This window comes from Bacillus sp. NMCC46, assembly GCF_002998465.1.
GTDB lineage: Bacteria > Bacillota > Bacilli > Bacillales > Bacillaceae > Bacillus.
Genome location: NZ_PVQZ01000001.1, coordinates 121,224 through 137,772, shown reverse-complemented (window position 1 = coordinate 137,772; position 16,549 = coordinate 121,224). Strand labels below are relative to the sequence as shown.

General features: G+C 42.6%; 16 protein-coding genes. 9 read left to right on the top strand and 7 right to left on the bottom strand.

Translation table 11 applies throughout. From position 1 onward, the window contains the following. Positions 1–34: 34 nt before the first annotated feature. The 3 genes from C6Y01_RS00685 to C6Y01_RS00675 all read right to left on the bottom strand — a co-directional run bounded on the left by C6Y01_RS00685 (position 35) and on the right by C6Y01_RS00675 (position 3,689). Entirely contained in the window at positions 35–1,177 is a 1,143-nt protein-coding gene (locus C6Y01_RS00685) for an acyl-CoA dehydrogenase family protein (RefSeq protein WP_106037702.1), read from the bottom strand. Positions 1,178–1,319: 142 nt separating this feature from the next. Further along, positions 1,320–2,858, bottom strand: a complete 1,539-nt coding sequence (locus tag C6Y01_RS00680) for a glycoside hydrolase family 10-like protein (protein WP_106037701.1) — start codon at positions 2,856–2,858, stop codon at positions 1,320–1,322. 24 nt (positions 2,859–2,882) lie between these two features. Further along, complete coding sequence (locus C6Y01_RS00675; protein WP_095285249.1) at positions 2,883–3,689, bottom strand: tyrosine-protein phosphatase; 807 nt, start codon at positions 3,687–3,689, stop codon at positions 2,883–2,885. A gap of 122 nt (positions 3,690–3,811) precedes the next feature. Here C6Y01_RS00675 and C6Y01_RS00670 point away from each other — a divergent pair, with 122 nt between their 5' ends. After that, a complete protein-coding gene (locus tag C6Y01_RS00670) occupies positions 3,812–4,582 on the top strand; it encodes a DeoR/GlpR family DNA-binding transcription regulator (protein ID WP_095285250.1) in 771 nt (256 codons plus the stop codon). Positions 4,583–4,606: 24 nt separating this feature from the next. Here the strand turns inward: C6Y01_RS00670 and C6Y01_RS00665 are convergent, their stop codons facing one another. Continuing rightward, complete coding sequence (locus C6Y01_RS00665; protein WP_106037700.1) at positions 4,607–5,185, bottom strand: branched-chain amino acid aminotransferase; 579 nt, start codon at positions 5,183–5,185, stop codon at positions 4,607–4,609. Between the two features lie 125 nt (positions 5,186–5,310). Here C6Y01_RS00665 and C6Y01_RS00660 point away from each other — a divergent pair, with 125 nt between their 5' ends. From C6Y01_RS00660 to C6Y01_RS00635, 6 genes are all read left to right on the top strand, one after another. Beyond that, entirely contained in the window at positions 5,311–6,444 is a 1,134-nt protein-coding gene (locus tag C6Y01_RS00660; protein ID WP_034660858.1) for a CdaR family transcriptional regulator, read from the top strand. A gap of 77 nt (positions 6,445–6,521) precedes the next feature. Beyond that, on the top strand, positions 6,522–7,931 hold the full coding sequence (gene glcD / locus C6Y01_RS00655; protein WP_034660859.1) for a glycolate oxidase subunit GlcD: 1,410 nt from the start codon (positions 6,522–6,524) through the stop codon (positions 7,929–7,931). Further along, on the top strand, positions 7,928–9,271 hold the full coding sequence (locus C6Y01_RS00650; protein ID WP_034660860.1) for a (Fe-S)-binding protein: 1,344 nt from the start codon (positions 7,928–7,930) through the stop codon (positions 9,269–9,271). Before glcD ends, C6Y01_RS00650 begins: the two co-directional genes overlap by 4 nt. 73 nt (positions 9,272–9,344) lie before the next feature. Beyond that, positions 9,345–10,832: a spore germination protein gene (locus C6Y01_RS00645; RefSeq protein ID WP_106037911.1), complete on the top strand. Its 1,488-nt coding sequence runs from the start codon at positions 9,345–9,347 to the stop codon at positions 10,830–10,832. Between the two features lie 12 nt (positions 10,833–10,844). Further along, on the top strand, positions 10,845–11,945 hold the full coding sequence (locus tag C6Y01_RS00640) for a GerAB/ArcD/ProY family transporter (RefSeq protein WP_106037699.1): 1,101 nt from the start codon (positions 10,845–10,847) through the stop codon (positions 11,943–11,945). Beyond that, a complete protein-coding gene (locus C6Y01_RS00635) occupies positions 11,942–13,042 on the top strand; it encodes a Ger(x)C family spore germination protein (RefSeq protein ID WP_045209976.1) in 1,101 nt (366 codons plus the stop codon). Before C6Y01_RS00640 ends, C6Y01_RS00635 begins: the two co-directional genes overlap by 4 nt. 250 nt (positions 13,043–13,292) lie before the next feature. On the opposite strand, the gene C6Y01_RS00625 is transcribed toward C6Y01_RS00635, so the two are convergent. Together C6Y01_RS00625 and C6Y01_RS00620 are read right to left on the bottom strand one after the other, a co-directional pair. Next, positions 13,293–13,709, bottom strand: a complete 417-nt coding sequence (locus tag C6Y01_RS00625) for a hypothetical protein (RefSeq protein ID WP_106037697.1) — start codon at positions 13,707–13,709, stop codon at positions 13,293–13,295. A gap of 4 nt (positions 13,710–13,713) precedes the next feature. Then, positions 13,714–13,944 (bottom strand): excisionase family DNA-binding protein, encoded by a 231-nt coding sequence (locus tag C6Y01_RS00620; RefSeq protein ID WP_034660863.1) that lies wholly within the window; start codon positions 13,942–13,944, stop codon positions 13,714–13,716. A 357-nt stretch (positions 13,945–14,301) separates the two neighbouring features. Here C6Y01_RS00620 and uptA point away from each other — a divergent pair, with 357 nt between their 5' ends. Then, positions 14,302–14,904 (top strand): undecaprenyl phosphate transporter UptA, encoded by a 603-nt coding sequence (gene uptA / locus C6Y01_RS00610; RefSeq protein WP_095285257.1) that lies wholly within the window; start codon positions 14,302–14,304, stop codon positions 14,902–14,904. Positions 14,905–14,944: 40 nt separating this feature from the next. On the opposite strand, the gene C6Y01_RS00605 is transcribed toward uptA, so the two are convergent. Further along, positions 14,945–15,766 (bottom strand): uroporphyrinogen-III synthase, encoded by an 822-nt coding sequence (locus C6Y01_RS00605; protein WP_034660866.1) that lies wholly within the window; start codon positions 15,764–15,766, stop codon positions 14,945–14,947. A 143-nt stretch (positions 15,767–15,909) separates the two neighbouring features. On the opposite strand from C6Y01_RS00605, the gene C6Y01_RS00600 reads away from it, so the two are divergent. Next, entirely contained in the window at positions 15,910–16,530 is a 621-nt protein-coding gene (locus C6Y01_RS00600; RefSeq protein WP_060596503.1) for an acetate uptake transporter, read from the top strand. Positions 16,531–16,549: the final 19 nt, after the last annotated feature.

Genomic DNA, 16,549 nt, shown 5'->3' with positions numbered 1-16,549 from the left:
TCCTCCATCAATGGTAAGCGTTTTCATAACAGGATTAAGCTAACAATTGTCTTGCGATGACTAAACGCTGAATTTCAGAGGTGCCTTCTCCGATTTCCATGAGCTTGGCATCTCTCACAAGCCGTTCTACCCCGCACTCTTTCATGTAGCCTGTTCCTCCGTGAATTTGGACAGCATCAAGACTTGCTTGTGTCGCCATTTCCGAAGCGAAAAGCTTGGCATAGGCAGCTTCTTTTGTAAATGGCTTTCCATGATCTTTCAGCCAGGCGGCTTTCCACACCATTTGACGAGCAAGTTCTATTTGCATCGCCATATCTGCCAGTTTAAATTGAATGGCTTGAAAGGACGAGAGGGTCTGCCCAAATTGCTTTCTTTCCTTTGCATAGGAGAGAGAAGCATCTAGTGCAGCTTGCGCGATACCAACAGATAAGGCAGCAATTGATATGCGTCCTCCGTCTAATGTATATAAAAATTGCTTGAAGCCTTTGGCTGGGTCTCCTAATATATGATGTGCTGGTACACGTACGCTGTCTAAAATGATTTCAGCCGTATCTGAACCGCGCACCCCCATTTTGTCGTATGGATTTGTAATGGACAGCCCTTTTTGACCTTTTTCTACAATGAAGGCGGAGATGATCGGGCGGCCGTGCTCATCACGATCCGTGACAGCGGTGACGATAATGGTTCTGGCAAAATTGGCATTTGTGATCCAGCACTTCTCCCCGCTAATCACATACTCTTGTCCGTCTTTGACCGCTTTTGTTTTCGTCCCTTTTGCATCTGACCCTGCATTTGGCTCTGTTAATCCGAAGGAACCGAGTGCTGTTCCAGATGCCAGCGGGACAAGGTGATCCATCTTTTGCTCCTCTGTACCGAAGTAATAAAGCGGGCTTGCGCCTAAGGAAACGGCTGCGGCATAGCTAAGGCCTGTACTGGCACACTGTTTTCCGATTTCTTCTACAGCGAGCGCATATGAGATTGTATCTCCTCCTGAGCCTCCGTATTTCTCTGGAAAAGGGATGCCCATCAAGCCGAGCTCTCCCATTTTTTGAAAAGTTTGGACCGGGAATACAGCCTGTTCATCAATGGTTTGAGCGAGTGGAGCAATTTCTTCCTTGGCGAATTCTTTGACCATCTGCCGGATCATTTGTTGTTCTTTCGTTAATTCAAAATCCATCATGTTTCCCCCTTTGGCTCTTTTCTATCATATTTATTAATCAAGTGGCTGCTTCATGCCAAGCTTGGCTGAATTCAGAATATTAAAACAAAAATAATAGAAAAAAGCATGAACGGAGAAAATCCTCATTCATGCTTTTTCGTTATCTCACTTTTATTGTAGAAGGCTTGCTTTCGTGATGAAGTCGATTGAGAGCCGTTACTTTGTAAGTATCACTCTTATTCTGATGAACTGAAAGATTTTTGACAGATGTCAGCGTGCCGGCTTTTTTTCTAACGGTTTGCAGCAATTCATATGTTCCTTTCGTCGTCAAGCGATAGACCGCGTAATAGGATGCGGTAGATTGTGGATCATTTTTGATCTGTAAAGCCGCACCCTCTGCTGTCTTTTTAATAGATTGAATGATTGGTTTTTTTGGCGCTTTCTGATGAAGCCAAGGCATTTCTGGAATGAGAGCCGGTTTACGGTAAGCATCTTCTATCAATCGATTTTTGACATTCAAAGGGTTGCGATTGATATCCTTTAGGCTAAAGTGCATGCTTCCCTGCACGAGAGGCGACTGTCTGTTCAGTTTGATCTGCCGAAAGTATTCTTCTGGATCAGACCAAGCAGGATCACTGTTTTGATTAATTTTATACGTCGCCTGACCGATGTACAGGTGAACAGGCTCTCCCTTCACTTCATTTGACCACCATTTTGTTAGCACATCGTATGCGGCTGCCTGAAAGCCGATGCTCCAGTAAATTTGCGGGGTGACATAATCGATATCGTGCTGCTGAATCCACTCTCTTGTATCAGCATACAAATCATCATAGTTGGTCATCCCTGCTGTGGTGTTTGAACCAGTCGGATCATCCTTTATGTTGCGCCAGACTCCAAATGGGCTAATACCAAACTTCACATACGGCTTTACTTTCTTCACGGTGTCGTTGATTTGCTTGACCAATTGGTTCACATTATCTCTTCGCCAATCTTCTATATGCGTGAATGCCTTTTTTCCATATGTTTCATACGTTTCTTGATCTGGAAACGGCACACCGGCTATTTTATTCGGGTAAAAATAATCATCCATATGCACTGCATCAATATCGTAGTTTTTCACGACTTCTTCTATGCCGCCGACAATGAACTCCTGAGCTTTAGGAATGCCTGGGTTGTAATAAAGCTGATTCCCGTACGCAATGGTCCAATCTGGATGTTTTTTTGCAGGGTGATCGGCTGATAAACGGCTGAGGTCGGTATGATTCATTGTGATTCGATACGGGTTAAACCAAGCGTGAAATTCGAGCCCGCGTTTATGAGCTTCTTCGATCATGAATTCAAGCGGGTCATACCCGGGATCTTTCCCTTGTGTCCCGGTCAAATATTCGGACCACGGGCCGTATGCCGAAGGATAAAAGGCATCTGCTGTCGGTTTAATTTGCATGATCACGGCATTCATATTCATCGCTTTGATCTCATCTAACAAATGAATAAACTCTTGTTTCTGCTCTTTGACAGGCAGTCCTTTCTTTGAAGGCCAATCTAAGTTATAAACCGATGCGATCCATACCGCGCGCATCTCTCTTGTGCTTTCAAGCTTCCCTTTTGGCATTGGACGAGCTAGACTGCTAGAAGGAATCAATAAGAATACAAACATCAAAATTAGTGTTAGACACGTCATACTGATTTTTTTCAGCATTTTTTGCATCACCTCATATTCAGTTTATTCCGCTTTTTGAGATCGAATGCCAGCAGATGGTGTCAGCAGGATGTTTTTCATTTCCTTGAGCTGAGCTTCAGGTATTTCGCAAGCCTCGATTAAATATCGCTCTGTACTTCCGTATGTCGCCATCATCTCGTTTAGCACATCTTCCAGATAATCTTGCTGCACACCGAGAAGCGGTTGAATTTGCTCTTTTGACACCCGGTATAAACTCATCATGCGGACAAATCGCTGCTGCCTTCTGACAAGCATTTTCACACCTTCATTGGAACGCATATATTCACTTAAAACGGCCGGCATCGGTACACCTGCTGCTAATTGAATAAGGGCAGATAAAAAGCCTGTCCGGTCCTTACCGCTCGTGCAGTGAAGCATCAGCGGGTAATTGCTCTTATCTGAAAGCAGTGAGAACAGCTGCTGAATCTCTTCTTTACGCTCTGTGAGCATACTTTGATATAAATCTTTCATAATCGGTGTAAATGAGAGAGATTTCCCTTCAGTTGTCAGCATACGAAACATGGTCCACTTACTTGGCATCTTACTGTCTGGCTGCATCGGGATATGAACGATTTTGTTGTGTTCCTTGATTTTTGGCGGATGTGATTTGCGTTCTGAGCTTGTTCGGAGATCACAAATGGTTTGAATCCTAAGCTTTGAGAACGTCAACATATCTTGTTTTGTGAGACGCGATAGATCTGCGGATCGATAAATCATTCCCTGCCTGATCACCATCTCACCTGTTGTTTGAAGTCCCCCTACTTCTCTAAAATTCGCAAGCTTTGAAAATGGGTTGTTTGATTGATTCATAGAAGTGAAAATCCTTTCCGTTACGTTCTTTTCTCTATCATACGCTTTTATTGAGATGGGGAAAAGAGAAGCCATTTGGTATAATGGAAAAAGGAGATTCGGATGGATTGGAGATATGAAGCATGATAAAAACAAAACGGATTCAGCAAATCAAAGAGTATGTGTTTGACCGGGAATCTGCCTCACTTGATGAGCTTGTGGCGCATTTTGGCGTCTCAAAAAACACGATACGCCGAGATGTACAAGCATTGGTCGAGTCCGGCGTACTAAAGAAAGTGTACGGCGGAGTCGCTGTGAACCATTCAACATTAGTAGTATATCAAGAGCGAAAGACCCGCCAGCTCAGTAAAAAGCAATTGATCGGACAAACGGCTGCTGCTTTTGTGGAAAATGGGGATATGATTTTTGTTGATTCTGGTACGACAACACTTGAAATGCTTCCCTATTTGACTGAGAAACAGGTGACCGTTGTGACCAATAATGTAGATTTTATTACACAGGCGATGCCTTATGAAAATCTCACTATCTTTTCCACCGGCGGGATGCTTGAGAGAAAAACGAATTCTTTCGTTGGCTATCAAAGTGTAGAGCGTTTGAAAGCTTACAATGTCAATAAAGCCTTTATCGCATCAACTGGTTTATCCATTGATCACGGAGTCACGAATTCGTCCCCGCTTGAAACGGATATTAAAAAGACAGTTGTTGAAAAAAGTGCCAAAACGTTTTTATTAGTTGATGATAGTAAGTTCGATCACTACGCTTTGACCACGTTTTGTGATTTACACGATCTTGATGTCGTCGTGACGAATAAACAGCCAAATGAAGATTATCTTCAATATGGAAAAGATCATGATGTACGGTTTGCCACGCCTTCATCAAATGAGAAGACGTAAATAAATGGATCACAAAAAAACGGCTCAGGAATTTGAGCCGTTTTTTGATTCATTCATTTCAAGCTGCATGATCATGCGGAATAAAAAACGGTACACGGCTGAGATGACTTCAATAAAAGGCATATCTTCATGGATGTCCTCAAGTTCAAGAAGCTGTAAATTCACATCGAATAAGCCGTCTTGCCCATTAAATTGAAGCTGCGCACCATTTAATGAAGCCAGCATGTCTTTTAAAATACCTGTGTCTTTTTTAGGACGTTTTAAACCTAATAACACGGTATACGTTTGAAACACTTCGTCCCATTCAATGGCTAATCCATCGACTCTCACCACATCAAACCACTTTGATTCGATATAAATGAATTCTTTTTGATGTTGTTTTACATATGTAAGCGGTGTGTTTAGAAATGAGGCGCCTTCTGTTTGAATCATGTCCTCGGATTCTTTGTCTACACGCTCTATATATACATCGCTAAAGCGTGCCTCTTCCTTTATTCTTGCACCTTCTAAAGGCCAATTGTGGCGCGCCGCTTCGTCATATTCAAAGTCTGTCAGCGCTTGTCCTTCTTTCAATAGATCTTGTAAGCGATTTTGCAATGACATGGCTATGTCTCCTTTCTTCTCATTCATGTGCGTTTATTATTTTAGCATAACTCATGAAAAGAAAGATATGACTCAGCATATGATGGTATGATAGTGTCAAAAGAAACATCTCGGAGGGGTACGTTTTGCTCACAATGACACTGGCAGAAAAAATCGTAGACGAGGTCAAAAAAGTGCTGACTGAGGAAATCATCATCGCACAAACAAACGGCACCATCATTGCGGCAACAGATCCAGCGCGCATTGGTCAATTTCATGAAGGGGCGTATTTGACATCCTTTGAAGGACAAAAACGAATCCTCACAAAGAATGATGAGCAGCAAATGAAAGGGGTCAAAGCCGGCATCAATCTGCCTATTTATTTTAAGCAAGAGGTCATTGGTGTGATTGGGATGACAGGAAATCCCGTCCATGTCTCTCCATTTGGCGAAATATTACGAAAAATGACCGAACTGCTTATTCAAGAGCATGAATTTTTTCTAGAAACGGAAACCGATGAACGGCAGCTTGAAGCGTTTGTGTTCGACTGGCTTCATCTGCCAGAGACAGCAATCAATCTCACTGAAAAAGCAGCGCGGCTTCAGCTTGATGTCAAAAAACAGCGTGTCGTCGTCCTCATTGATTGTCACGATGAAGCGTTTATGAAGCAGGATCAATACAAAAAAGTAAAGGAAATGCTGCATCTCACAAGTCAGGAAATGATCGTCCGCTGGGGACATGCCCGCTTTTTGCTCATGCTGCAAACCACAGCAGATGAACGTGATACCTTGCAGCAGCGTCTTTTTCACATCCATGCTTCCCTCACCTCACGTTCCACATCAAAGGTTTTGATAGGTGCGGGAAAACCTGCAGCTGGACATATGATGAAGCAATCCTTTCATCAAGCCTTTCGTGCCTTAAAATTGGCACATGTGGATACACCGATTGTGTTTGATGAGGATTTAACACTTGAACTTTTTATAGAAGAAGTGAGTCAGGAAACAAAAGAAGTGTTCCTTGATCGAACGATCGCCCCACTTCTCCCCTACCCTGAACTAGTGAAAACATTGCGTGTACTCATGACATCAGATTACTCATTGAAGTATACCGCGGAAGCGATGCACGTACATATCAATACACTGCATTACAGACTAAAACGTATCCAAGATTTAACGGCACTTGATCCAAAACGCATGCAAGATGCGATGCTCTTTTATTTAGCCTTGATGCTATTAGATCATCATCCAAATAAACGAGGCGAACAGCCCAATATTTTGTAGAATCGTCCATAGGCATGAGGCGATTCTTTTTTTATACTGAAAGAAACGGTATGTCTAATCAGTAGGAGTGAATGCGCATGTTAAATTCTGAATTTTTAAGTCAATTAAAAAAGATTGTCGGTGCGCCCTATGTACAAGACAGTAAAGCCGATCGGCTTGCCTACTCTTATGATGCAACGCCTAATTTTCAGCATCTACCGGATATCATCGTGAGCCCGCACGCGGCTGAGGAAATCCAGCAAATCGTCCGGCTCTGCGCCTCATATAAGGTGCCGATCGTGCCAAGAGGATCAGGAACGAACCTTTGTGCAGGAACCTGTCCTACACAAGGCGGACTTGTGATGTTGTTTACAAGAATGAACCAATTAATCGAAATAGACGAAGAAAACCTCACCGCAACGGTCCAGCCTGGTTTGATCACACAGGAACTCATTCGCCAAGTAGAGGCAAGAGGTCTCTTCTACCCACCAGATCCAAGCTCAATGAAAATCTCCACGTTAGGCGGCAATATTAATGAAAATTCAGGTGGTCTCCGGGGGTTAAAATATGGCGTGACGAGAGATTATGTACTTGGACTTGAAGTGGTGCTGCCAAACGGTGACATCATCAAAACGGGCGGCAAGCTCGCTAAGGACGTGGCCGGGTATGATATGACCCGTTTATTTGTTGGATCAGAAGGAACGCTCGGAATTGTCACAGAAGCCACGCTGAAGCTTTTGCCGCTTCCAGAAACCAAACAAACGATGCTTTGCTTATATGAAAGCCTAGAGGAAGCAGCCGCATCAGTTTCGGCGATTATTGCAGAGCGTATTATCCCCGCCACATTAGAATTTATGGATCAGCCGACACTGAAAGTCGTCGAAGACTTTGCCAAAATCGGCCTGCCGACTGACGTTCAAGCGGTGCTATTAATCGAACAGGACGGCAACCCTGAGGCCGTTTCCCGTGATATAAAGAACATCGCAAAGGTCTGTCAGCAGCACGGTGCAAAAGGAGTAAATATCGCACATTCTGAAGAAGAGGCAAGTGCCCTTTTAACAGCGAGACGAGCCGCTTTATCTGCCCTCGCCCGTTTAAGCCCCACAACGATTTTAGAAGATGCTACAGTCCCCCGGTCTGAAATTGCTAACATGGTGCGGGCGATCGAAGACATTGCGAGAGAGTACGAAGTAAAAATCTGTACATTTGGTCATGCTGGTGACGGGAATTTACATCCTACTTGTGCAACCGATGCAAGAAATGAAGAAGAAATGAAGCGGGTCGAAGAAGCCTTTCAGGCCATTTTTGAAAAAGCAGTCTCCCTTGGCGGCACCATTACGGGTGAACATGGCGTGGGTCTGATGAAAGCCCCCTATTTAGAGCTAAAGGTCAAAAAAGAAGGAATCGCAGCAATGAAAGCAATCAAACAAGCGCTAGATCCAGCAAATATTATGAATCCTGATAAGGTGTTTGGAAAAGCAGCAAGAAAGCGGGTGGTGGTCTCATGAATTCCTCTAAACAATCAGAGATTCAGCAAAACTTTCAGCAGCAAATGGATGAAAAGGAGCTGCTCAACTGCATGCGCTGCGGCTTCTGCCTCCCTTCCTGCCCTACTTATATTGAATCCGGTCAACAAGAAACGCACTCTCCCCGCGGCCGGATTGCTTTAATGAAGGCGGTGAGAGACGGTGTGATTGAGCCGGATGAAGATGTCGAACATTCACTGAACCTTTGCCTTGGCTGCCGTGCATGTGAACCGGTCTGCCCCTCCGGCGTCAAATATGGACGTTTACTTGAGGATGCAAGAGACATCATTCAGCAGCACAAAAAACAATCTCTTCCTGTCAAATTTGTAAGAAGTGCTGTGTTTAAAGGTCTCTTTCCTTCACAAAGCCGAATGCGTCATGCGGCTGGACTTCTTCGGTTTTATCAAACCTCTGGTCTGCAAACGGCCGCCCGCAAGTCTGGCATGCTGAAGGTGCTTCCGCCGCATTTACAGCTGATGGAGCAGGCCCTTCCAAAGGTGCCGCGTCAACAAAAAAGCCGTGCGTTAGAATACAAAGCCACTGGCACAGCAAGAAAGCGTGTGGCCTTTTTTACTGGCTGTTTAATGGACACCGTTTTTTCCAGCACAAACGAAGCGACCATCCAGCTTTTGCAGCTGGCCGGCTGTGACGTTGTCATCCCTCCTGTTCAGACGTGCTGCGGTGCACTTCATGGCCATAGCGGAGAAAAGGAGCAAGCGAAACAGTTAGCAAGGCGGAATATTAAAGCATTTGAGGAGATAGAGGCAGATGCCATTGTCATGAATGCGGGCGGATGTGGTGCCTTTTTAAGTGATTACGATCATTTGCTTCAGGATGATCTGGCTTTTCAAAAACGAGGTGAAGCCTTCTCAAAGAAAATCACGGATATATCAGACATTCTCGTGGAGCTTAAGTTTCACCAGCGTACATCGCTTGCCTTGCCAGAGCAGATCATCACCTATCAAGACTCTTGTCACTTACGAAATGGAATGGGTATAGAGCAAGCGCCAAGGGTGCTGATGAAGTCGATTCACGGGGTATCATTTAAAGAAATGAAGGATGCCGACCGCTGCTGCGGATCTGCCGGAATTTATAATATTTTGCAGCCAAAGATGTCGATGCAAATTTTAGATCATAAAATGAGAGAAGCTAGTCAAACAGCGGCGGCTGCCATTGTCACGTCCAATCCAGGCTGTCAATTGCAAATGGCAGCGGGTATCAAACGTTCAGGACAATCGCCCAGCATGCGTGCCGTCCATCTCGCAGATTTTTTATTAGAAGCCGTTCAATATGGAAAAGAAGCGTCCAGCTCATCAAGCTGAACGCTTTTTTTCATGCATATCTTCAGACAATTGGTTGGATAATAGAGGCAAATCGCGGAAGGAGATGATTCAAGTGCTGAAGAAAAACAAACAACATCAAAAGGACCCAAATTCAGTATTTGAGGCATTGTCACGTTCCTCTGATTTTACAAACGAATTGTCACGAAGTGAAGGTTTTCTTTATCGAATCTCTTTTTTTCGTTCTTTAATTAATGGTCATCTACTCCATGAACAAATTTTGCCCTGCATGAAAGAGTTGCACCTCACCCCCACTCTTGAGGAGCTGAAAGAACGAATCCCCATTGAACAGTCTGTCATCACGACCGATCTTCAAAAAGTGGAAGAAGCCCTTCACCTAGGTAACTTGGCCATTCGGCTCGAAACGGACTGGGGCAAAGCGCTTCTGATACCGATTGAAGAAAAGAAAGGCAGACAAGTAGGGCCGCCTGATATTGAATTTGGCATTATCAGTGCACAGGAAGCATTTGTGGAGGTTTTGGATACCAATTTAAATTTGGTCAGACGGCGGCTGCCGACACCGAACCTGAAAGTGGCGGAAAAGACGGTTGGCACGCTATCTCAAACAAAAGTAGCGGTGTTATATATCGAAGAAATCGCCAACCCGCAAAACATCGAAACTGTTCTGCAGCGAATTGAGGACATTGATTATGATCAGATTTTAGATGCGAATTACCTCTCTCAAATGCTTAATGATGTATCCAATACCATCTTTCCGTTGTTTTTGAATACAGAAAGACCTGACCGTGTGTCTTCAGGTTTATCGGAAGGGAAAATTGCCATATTAGTGGATGGATCGCCTCATGTCTTGCTTGCTCCGACTATTTTACTTGAGTATTTTTCCACTATGGAAGACTACAATATGTCGTGGATTGCGGCTTCTTGCTTTAGACTGTTACGCATATTTGCTGTGATATTCTCCATTTTTGCGACGCCTTTATATGTAGCCGTTTTAACCTTTCATTATGAGCTGATCCCAAAGGATTTATTAGAAACCATTGTGTCCTCGCGCTATCTTGTTCCATTTCCTCCAATCATTGAGGCCCTATTTTTAGAGATTTCGATTGAATTACTAAGAGAAGCAGGATCGAGGCTTCCAGCTAAAGTCGGACAGACACTCGGGATTGTTGGAGGGATTGTCATTGGACAGGCTGCTGTGGCAGCAGGCTTAACAAGTAATATTTTGCTCATTATTGTTGCCCTTTCTGCTCTTGCCTCATTTGTCACCCCTATTTACAAAATGGGCAATGCCATTCGCCTGCTGAGATTTCCATTTCTACTTGCAGCACAGATTTGGGGCGCATTAGGTATTGCTGTGATGGGATCTTTCCTTCTCACCCATTTAATGAAATTAACGTCTATTGGGTGTCCTTATCTAGAGCCTATTTTTCCGCTGCGTCTGACTGATTTAAAGGGCAGTTTGATTCGTCCTCAGCTCCGTTTTTTGAATAAAAGACCGGAAAATTTACGTCCGCAAAATGAAACGATTCACCGGCAAAAACCGAAGCAAGGCCGTAAGGGGAAAAATGATTTTTATGAATAAGGAAGTGAAAGCATGAGTTCTTCTTCTGTGATAGAGAAATTTCAAGTTTCCCCTTTTTTTGTGTTTTTTCTCATTAATGCCAATCAAGTTGGTGTCGGTATTTTAAACTTTCAAACAAACCTTGTTCGTTCTATGAATAATGATGGATGGATCGCCATTCTTATTTCTGGCATCAGCGTCAATGTGATGATCTTTCTCATGTACTTGATGTTTAAAAAGGCCCCTTCGGATGAATTTGGTGATATCACACAATACGTATTTGGCAAATGGGTTGGGCAATTATTCAACATTCTCTATATCTTATATTTTGCTTCTTTGTCATTGACGGTTCTCATCCATTATATGGACGTGATTCATGTATGGCTGTTTAAAGAGATTCCTGGTCTATTGTTTGCGTCTGTACTGCTGCTGCTTGTGTATTACATTCATACCGGCGGCTTTAGAACCATTGCTGGATGGTCATTTTTTAGCATTGTACTGACGTATTGGATGACGTTTATTTGCTTTTATGCCATGAAATATAGTCACATTCGCTTCATGTTTCCGATGTTTGATCATACATTTTCGCAGCTGTTGATGGGAGTGAAAGATGCCTCCTTATCCATGTTTGGTTTTGGCACGCTGCTTGTCTATTATCCCTTTATTAAACAAGCTCAGACGTCTCAAAAATTTGCTCATATGGGGGCATTATTTACGACATGCTTAAATTTACTCGTATTTCTCGTCTCCATTGCGTATTACTCAAGTGCTCAGCTCAAATTAACAAAATGGCCGACGTTAACGTTAACAAGCATTGTGAAGCTTCCGTTTATCCAGCGCTTTGACTTTATTGAAGTGTCTCTTTGGCTGTTTTTGATTATTCCAAATATCGCGATTCCATTATGGGCTGCGAGCCGAATGGCGAAACAAGTATTTCATACGAGTCAGCGCGTCACTTTAATCTGTCTCAGCATCCTCATTTTGGTCATGTTTTCGTTTTTTGCCGGGGCAACCTCTTTTGAAGCCTTTAATCAATGGGTGGAGTATAGCGGATACATTCTTATATATGGATTGATTGTCTGTATGGTCATTGGGCTGATGCTGAAAAAAAGGTGGGTGAAAAAACGAGCATGAAACGTTATATACTCATGGGTCTCATGTTGTTTAGTCTTTTGTTAACTAGCTGTGCACAGCCTCGCCTTTTAGATGAATTAAATATCTCTCAGGCGGCAGGATTTGATTTAGTAGAAGATGGCGAAATGAAGGGCTTCTTCGTCTTTCCTGTCTTTAAAAGTGAAGAGCAAGGAAGTTATCAAATATTAAGTGCGAGGTCAAACACCATTAGTAATATTCAGTTTCTCGTGTCAGAAAAATCGCCTTTTCCAGTCGTCATGGGCCAGGTGCTCGTTATTTTAGTCAGTGAAAAGTTAGCAAAAGAAGTCGGCATGATCGATTTAATGAATTACATTTATCGTGATCCTATCATTGGTTCACGCCAAGTGTTTGCGATTGTAGGCGGAGAAGTGGAAGACTTATTATATACAAAAATGAATCAAACGAACTTAAATATAGGTGTATATCTCTCTGATCTCTTGGCCCAAAATATGCGAAATGGCAATGAACCTGTCACCAATCAGCATATTTTTATGAATCAGATGCTGGCAAAAGGGGTAGATGCTTACCTCCCTTACATCAAAAAAACAAGCAATGCCATCAAGGTCTCGGGCGTCGCTCTGTTTGATCAAGAAAAAATGGTGGGTCATATCCCTGGAGAAGAAACGTTCGCATTTAAAGCCATGATTGAAAATCATAAAAACGGCATCTACGAGTTTCAATTGGATGATCAAGCAAAGACCCATGTCGTCATTGAAAATATCAAATCACATGTGTCTTACCAGATCAAACCAACGAAAAACCTAACAAAAAAGCCTCATATCACGATTGATATTAAGCTGAAAGGTGAATTAAAAGAATTTATGAAGTCCAAAAAAATTGATAAACCTTCTATATTGGACCATGTTGAAAGAAAAGTTGAAAAACGTGTCGCTCAGCAAGGACAAGACCTTGTTCAATCTTTTAAAAAGCAAAACATAGATCCGCTTGGGCTGGGTTTGAGGTATAGATCAAAAGACAAAGCAATGACACCAGAAAAATGGCAGGAGATCTATCCTGATGCGGATGTACAAATTAAATGCCATATGAAAATTGTTCAAACCGGTGTCAGTCAATAAATGAGTGAAAAATTATTCGAAAATGTCTTCTTTGTTATTCATTATTTTAGACACTTTCATTTTGGCTCGTGGAACGCGATCTTTTTGAAGATAGTCATTTAAAGTGTTCTCTACTACATTTTTATCTGTTCTAAGGATTTTAGGTGAACATTGTTCCACAAGAACTGGTCTATTCCCTTTAGCGCAGTTTGCCATTGTATCCAGTGCAATTAAGCTGAAATGTCTTCCTTTGTCGAGCCATGTTTTCATTCTATCCCAGGCTGGACAGCTTACGGCTGCCAGCCTTCCCCAATGATCGTGAAAATGAGTGCAGGCTGATTAGGCTGATAAAAGCAGCTGTAGGCAATTCTTTTTCACTGATCGATTTCAATTTCTCTATCATTCGTGATTTCACTTCGACATGCTGAGTTTCATCAAACAGACTTTGAACAGAGTCTAAGATCTTTTTCTCATCGTGCTGTTTCAGCGCATCGATGACATCACCCTCAAGAAACCACCTAGTGATTGAAAAGTCTAATAAAGACGCCAAATCTTGCCGAACGTCTTGTAATTTGGGTGCTTTATCTTCTTTGGTGACGATGACATCATCCTCTGATTGGAAAGCCTGTCCGTCCTCTCCATAAAAGTCATCGTGCAGTAAAAATTGTTTCATTTGAAAAGATGACAATACTCTAATCTTCGTCCTTTACATCTGGATCTTCAGGAATCGGTTCATTTAAAATCTCTTGGACGAGCTCTTTGTATTGTTCAAGCTGCTTCATATGCGTTTGAAACTGTCCTTGATAAATCAGATAGGATTCGCCGTCAAATACATAGCGGATCTTTTTTTGCTGGATTAATTTCTCAATATACGCTTCAGCTACTTCTAAGTATTCAGCTGTTTCTGCGATTGTTAAATACATGTTTGTGCACCACCCGTTCGTTTCATCTAACAAATTATATCATGATCTGTTGAAAAAAACGGATGCAGCCTGTTCATATTTTCTTTACTGATTTGACCACTGACTTCATGATAGTTCTTCACATAACAAGTGTTCAGCAAGTAGATCGTCTAGGTACAAGCAAATATGGTATGATAAAGTTTGCTAGACGAGAGTTTATCGTCACAGACTTGGTGGAAAAGCCAGGCATTCATGAGGCGTCTTTCGGTTTAGCCGTGAGAGGTAAGCGGAAAGCATACTCATGAGAAAAGCAAAACAAGCATAGGCTTTTATAAGGATGCTTGAAGAAAATTCGTATTTAAAGGCAGAGTGAAATGAATGGGAACCTTGTTCAATGAAATTTTAACCTGGCTGACAAGCCTTGGTTATGTAGGTGTAGCACTAGGTCTGATGATTGAAATCATTCCGAGCGAAATTGTTCTTGCTTATGGCGGATATATGGTGTCAACAGGAACAATCGGTTTTGTTGGAGCTGTTATCGCTGGCGTCATCGGAGGTACGCTCGCACAGTGTTTTATATACTGGATCGGCCTTTATGGCGGAAGACCTTTTTTAACAAAGTACGGAAAATACTTATTCATCCATGAACACCATATCGCAACTGCAGAGCGCTGGTTTGACCGATATGGAACCGGTGTGGTGTTTACAGCGCGCTTTATTCCTGTTGTCCGCCACGCCATCTCCATTCCAGCAGGTATTGCCAAAATGCCTTTTTTGAAATTTGTCCTCTTGACAGGATTAGCTGCCATCCCTTGGTCGATCTTATTTATCTATCTCGGTATGCAGCTTGGGACAAAGTGGGATCACATTCAAAGTGTTGCTCACGCTTATACAACCCCTATTATGGCCATTGCGATCGTCCTGATCGTTCTCTATTTTGTCCTCAAAAAAATTCGTACGAACCGAAAACGGACAATCTAATGAAAAACGCCTTCCACTGATCGGGTGAAAGGCGTTTTTTCTATGAATGTGATGATTGTTTTTTCATATATTGGGATAATTCCATAATCATTGCACCCATTCTCTCAAGTGACGGAGCTAGAATTCTGTCTATTCCCTCTTCTTTTAAAGCTTCAGCTGTGACTTTTCCGACGGCCACTGCCAGTACGTGCTGCTCGAATAGCTCTTGGAGTTCTTGTTTTCTGCCCCATTTTGCCGCTAATGTGAAAAAGGCGTGAACCTGAACAGCGGTTGTAAAACAGACGGCATGGACTTTTTCATCTTTCATTTCTTGAAGCAATGTTTCTGCGGCCTCTGGTTCAGGAGGTGTGTGCTGATAAGGTAAAAGCGGCAAAACATCAGCCCCTTTGTCATGTAAAAACTGGATGAGAGCCGGAGCGTTTTCCCCGTGAAGCTGCACCATGACGCGTTTGCCATGAAACTCCTTGTCTTCAAGCTTTGAGATCAGATTACGCACCGTTCCATCTTCATCAGATACGTCTGGCTGAATTCCGCGTTTTTTGAGTGCCGCAAAGGTTTTATACCCTCTTGAAGCAATATGCGCATTTGATAGAATGTGCATAAATGCTTCCCCCAGATGAAGCTCTTCTGCACTCTCAATCAATGTTTCTGTCCCGATGCCTGTTGTGAAAATCACCCAATCCGCACCTTGCTTCACAAAGGTTTCAATGTCTGGCTTTAACTCCTCTTTGGCTAAAAATACGGTTCCTTGAAGAGAACGAATAACGGCTTGTCCCCCTTGCTTTTCGACAAGTGTACACATTTCTTCTGTTTTTCTCGTTCCACAAATGGCAATCGTTTTTCCAGCTAAGCCTTTACTCAATTTTATCCCTCTTTTTCTATCACATTTGATATGTATTAAATATAGATTTATTTGGAAGACGATGCAAGTGTCTACTAAAAAAGAGCTTGACGTTTCGGTCTAATTCGAGTATCTTTTGTAAGTGCAAATTGTAGGAGGTCATTATGGAAAAACAGAATGTTCAAGCTATTCGATTATCAATTGCAGACCCAACACCACTTGGTTTGTTTGGTTTAGCAATGGTGACGCTCGTTGCGTCCTCACAAAAACTAGGAATTACAGATGGCACTTCCCTTATTTTACCTTGGGCTATCTTCCTTGGAGGCATCGCGCAGCTAATCGCGTCCATACAAGATTCAAAGCATCATAATATTTTTGGAGCCACTGCCTTTGGCGCATTCGGTCTTTTTTGGATGGGCGTTGGAACGACTTGGCTCATTCAAGCCGGCGTTTTTGGGAAAACGCTTGCGGGAGCAGCAGATCCAAAACAACTAGGTTTTGCGTTTATCGGTTATTTGATTTTCAGCTTGTTTATGACGATTGGTGCAATGGAAACACATAAAGTGTTATTTTTGATTTTCGTCTTTATTGATTTCTTATTCCTTGGTCTTTCCCTTAGCTCGTTTGGTGTGATGTACGATGTGACTCATACCATTGCCGGTATCGCAGAATTGATCATTTCCCTGCTTTCGTTTTATGGTTCAGCAGCTGTTGTGCTCAATACTCATTTTGGCCGAACTGTGCTGCCAATTGGACAACCATTTCGTATTTTTACAAAAGCATAAATAAAAAAGAACTGCTTTG

Coding starts and splice junctions, on each gene's coding strand:
- C6Y01_RS00670 (WP_095285250.1), top strand. CDS start 3,812: ATGATAAAAACAAAACGGATTCAGCAAATCAAAGAGTATGTGTTTGAC.
- C6Y01_RS00680 (WP_106037701.1), bottom strand. CDS start 2,858: ATGCTGAAAAAAATCAGTATGACGTGTCTAACACTAATTTTGATGTTT.
- C6Y01_RS00685 (WP_106037702.1), bottom strand. CDS start 1,177: ATGGATTTTGAATTAACGAAAGAACAACAAATGATCCGGCAGATGGTC.
- C6Y01_RS00675 (WP_095285249.1), bottom strand. CDS start 3,689: ATGAATCAATCAAACAACCCATTTTCAAAGCTTGCGAATTTTAGAGAA.
- C6Y01_RS00620 (WP_034660863.1), bottom strand. CDS start 13,944: ATGTATTTAACAATCGCAGAAACAGCTGAATACTTAGAAGTAGCTGAA.
- uptA (WP_095285257.1), top strand. CDS start 14,302: ATGGGAACCTTGTTCAATGAAATTTTAACCTGGCTGACAAGCCTTGGT.
- C6Y01_RS00640 (WP_106037699.1), top strand. CDS start 10,845: ATGAGTTCTTCTTCTGTGATAGAGAAATTTCAAGTTTCCCCTTTTTTT.
- C6Y01_RS00650 (WP_034660860.1), top strand. CDS start 7,928: ATGAATTCCTCTAAACAATCAGAGATTCAGCAAAACTTTCAGCAGCAA.
- C6Y01_RS00600 (WP_060596503.1), top strand. CDS start 15,910: ATGGAAAAACAGAATGTTCAAGCTATTCGATTATCAATTGCAGACCCA.
- C6Y01_RS00665 (WP_106037700.1), bottom strand. CDS start 5,185: ATGTCATTGCAAAATCGCTTACAAGATCTATTGAAAGAAGGACAAGCG.
- C6Y01_RS00635 (WP_045209976.1), top strand. CDS start 11,942: ATGAAACGTTATATACTCATGGGTCTCATGTTGTTTAGTCTTTTGTTA.
- glcD (WP_034660859.1), top strand. CDS start 6,522: ATGTTAAATTCTGAATTTTTAAGTCAATTAAAAAAGATTGTCGGTGCG.